This is a genomic window from Kribbella sp. (genome assembly GCF_035687465.1).
Lineage (GTDB): Bacteria > Actinomycetota > Actinomycetes > Propionibacteriales > Kribbellaceae > Kribbella.
Genome location: NZ_DASRXP010000372.1, coordinates 1 through 2792, shown reverse-complemented (window position 1 = coordinate 2792; position 2792 = coordinate 1). Strand labels below are relative to the sequence as shown.

General features: G+C 65.7%; 4 protein-coding genes and 1 pseudogene. 2 read left to right on the top strand and 3 right to left on the bottom strand.

Features of this window, described 5'->3' with window-relative positions:
* Positions 1 to 220: pseudogene (locus VFG33_RS19485) on the top strand (hypothetical protein); the annotation flags it as partial.
* A 269-nt stretch (positions 221 to 489) separates the two neighbouring features.
* A complete protein-coding gene (locus tag VFG33_RS19480; RefSeq protein WP_325054332.1) occupies positions 490 to 1326 on the top strand; it encodes a class I SAM-dependent methyltransferase in 837 nt (278 codons plus the stop codon).
* Between the two features lie 673 nt (positions 1327 to 1999).
* Here the strand turns inward: VFG33_RS19480 and VFG33_RS19475 are convergent.
* The 3 genes from VFG33_RS19475 to VFG33_RS19465 form a co-directional block, all read right to left on the bottom strand.
* Positions 2000 to 2209 carry a helix-turn-helix transcriptional regulator gene (locus tag VFG33_RS19475; protein WP_325054331.1) on the bottom strand — a complete coding sequence of 70 codons (210 nt, stop codon included), beginning with the start codon at positions 2207 to 2209 and terminating at the stop codon, positions 2000 to 2002.
* The gene (locus VFG33_RS19470; RefSeq protein WP_325054330.1) at positions 2193 to 2585 is read right to left on the bottom strand and encodes a hypothetical protein; all 393 of its coding nucleotides are present in this window, start codon (positions 2583 to 2585) and stop codon (positions 2193 to 2195) included. The genes VFG33_RS19475 and VFG33_RS19470 overlap by 17 nt, the downstream gene beginning before the upstream one ends.
* A gap of 24 nt (positions 2586 to 2609) precedes the next feature.
* The coding region (locus VFG33_RS19465; RefSeq protein WP_325054329.1) for a hypothetical protein at positions 2610 to 2792 on the bottom strand (183 nt) is incomplete at its 5' end.

The following is a 2792-nucleotide window of genomic DNA, read 5'->3' as shown; positions in this document are numbered from 1 at the left end:
CGCTCGACTGCATGGCCGCACTCTGGGCACGGTGCATGCCGAGGACCTTCCGACCGATCCACAAGCCTTCGATGCGTTACTGGCCTCGCTGAACGAGTTGCCGGCCCCCGCCGTGATCGTCCCAACCAAGGCGCATCTCGGCCACTGGGATCAGGTCGGGTCCAAGTACGACTTACTCCGGCGGGCACGGGCCGAGGTCATCGTCGCCGACGTCACCTGATCGAGCGAGCCCGGATCCCCTCCCCCCAGGCGCTGCTCCTCACCGCCTGCTCGGGCCGGGCTCGTCTCACAGAGTCCTCGTCCGCGAGACCCCCGACGATCTCCTGCGCGCCTCGCGGGCGAGGACTCTTTCTCAAGCCGGTGGGCGAACGTGCTGATTCAGCGAGCGCGTTCGTCCGCCGTTCCACACCCGGGGCGTAGGGCGCGGGGCTGGAGCACCTCGCCATCCCTCGCCGCTGGCAGAACGCGCGACTGAAAGGAACCCCGCTCGTGACCAACACCGACCTCGAGCCCTCCACCGAGCTTGTCGCCACCATCCACGACCACTACACCAACCGGCACGACGAGGCCCAACGACTCTCGTCGACTCTGAAGGGCCAGCTCGAGCAGGTGCGAGTAAAGGAGCTGCTCACGCGCTATCTACCGACGCCGCCCGCCCGAATCGCGGATGTTGGCGGCGGACCCGGCGTACATGCATCCTGGCTGGCGGAACGCGGGTATGACGTCGAGCTGCTCGACCCAGTTGAACATCACGTCGACCACGCACGCCAGGCTGGACTGCCGGCCATCACCGGCGACGCCCGCCGACTCCCGTGGCCGAACGAGTCCAAGGACGCGGTACTGATGGCCGGGCCGATGTATCACTTGACCGAGGCAGCCGATCGCCGTCTGGCCATCCGTGAAGCAGTGCGTGTACTCCGACCGGGCGGGACGCTCGCCGTTATCGCGATCAACCGTGCGGCCAACCTCATCGGCTCCACATTGGCCAATCGCCTCCAGGAGCGCCTGTCAGTTGTCGAGGAGATCCTTACCGACGGCTACAGCCCCGACAACGAGCGCATGGCGCATACCTGCTACCACACAGTGGCTCAGCTCCGCTCCGAGCTGTCCCGCTTCGTCTCGCAGGTGCAAATCCACGGCCTCACCGGTCCTGGTGGATGGCTGACCGTGCTGATCGACGCTCACTACAGCAGCCAGCCTCTGCCGCCGTCGCTCGTCGATCCGGATCCGTTGGAGACCGCGCTCAAATCCGCCAGGCTGGCCGACGGTCAGCCCGATCTGGTGCACACAAGCTCCCTATTGTTCGCGGTAGGCAAGCGTGTCTGATTTCCTTGCGTGGGTCGCGAGGCCGCGAGGCGTCGCGCCGATCGGCTACGGCGCCTCGCGGTCCAGTACGTCGAACATGGCTGGCCAATCGCTCGTCTAGCAATCCAGCACGGCGGACGCTGCGCCTGCGGTCTTCTCGACTGCGTCGAGCCGCATCTGGTCCTCGCACCATCTCCGGTGATCACAACGGCCGCCGCCGCAGATGATGCCTTCTCCAGCGGTAGATGGGCGATCGGGTTGCTGACCCAGTGCTTCGACGTACTGGAACTGCCCGCACGCTTCGGCGCGCCCCTGCACCACCAGTTGAAGACGGAATGCCCTACCGCGCTCGCGCCTGGGACTCGACAGTGGCATTTCTTCGTAACGCCCGGATCAGTCTCCCGCAGACTCATCGAAGCTGCCGGAGGCCAGGTGCACAGCGGTTCGTCGGACTGGGTCCTTGCCCCCGGCACCTACACCGAACCCACCGGCCGGATTCGATGGCTGACTCAGCCATACCTAACCCACTGGCGGCCATACCAGCGACGCGACGCAATCGACATAGTGTTCAACACAGGCGACTGGTCCGCCGTCGACGCACCCTCACCCCGTCTGCCCGAGCTAGTCAACGACGCACTGAAGTAGTCGTTGTGCCTGAACGGCTCATCAAGCCTCCGAGTCCACTGCGCTCAATTCAGTAGCCGCGGTCTGGAGGATGTTCGTCCAGCGTTGCGAACCATTCGATGACCTCGCTGGCCCGGTAGCGGATGTGCCGGCCAACCCGTTTGCCGGGAGGTCCGTAGCCCATCGTTCGCCAGCGGTACAGCGTCCGCTTGGGCACGTTGAGGTATGCCGCAACCTGGTCCACGTCCCACAGAGGATCCGAATCAAGCGCCGTCGTCATCCGGCCCTCCACGTCGACTCACTTGCGGCACATCATCATGACCGCGTCGGGCGGGCGAAGCCTTCTTGCCAGACGACTCGGCTCGACGCTCGTTTTCCGTCTTGAGGACCCGCCGCACGTCGCGGATGCTCCAGCCGACGATCTCGGCCGCAGCCTCGGGCGATCCGCACACACGGGCGAGTTCGGCCGTCTCCGACGCAGATACCACCTCGGCCTTGGCCACTCGCTCATCGTGACGCTCGGCTGCGACTTGCTTCGCGATGATCGCGCGTTCCAACGCCCAATGAGCTCTGATTGCCTGCGCGGTCGCAGCCTCGATTCGTGCCTGCCGCTGCCGCGCCCGGCGCAGAGCTGCAACCCTCTCGCTCGCGGTCATTTCACACCTCCAACAAAGTGGCAATCACAGCCCGGGTCCTTCGACAATCGCGGACTCCAGCAGCCCGAGGCTGCTCGGCGACTGCGACTGCCTCACAGCTTGGCCCGCGGGTTCCCGTTCCGCCTTCACGTGTCGGCTGGTCGACTCGATGAGTTCCCGCGCGACACTGACCACACGGGCTCCAGTGGTCTGAATCACCTTCTCGGG

Excerpts from the sequence above, each read along its gene's own strand:
- VFG33_RS19470 (WP_325054330.1), bottom strand. The coding sequence starts at position 2,585 with ATGACCGCGAGCGAGAGGGTTGCAGCTCTGCGCCGGGCGCGGCAGCGG.
- VFG33_RS19475 (WP_325054331.1), bottom strand. The coding sequence starts at position 2,209 with ATGACGACGGCGCTTGATTCGGATCCTCTGTGGGACGTGGACCAGGTT.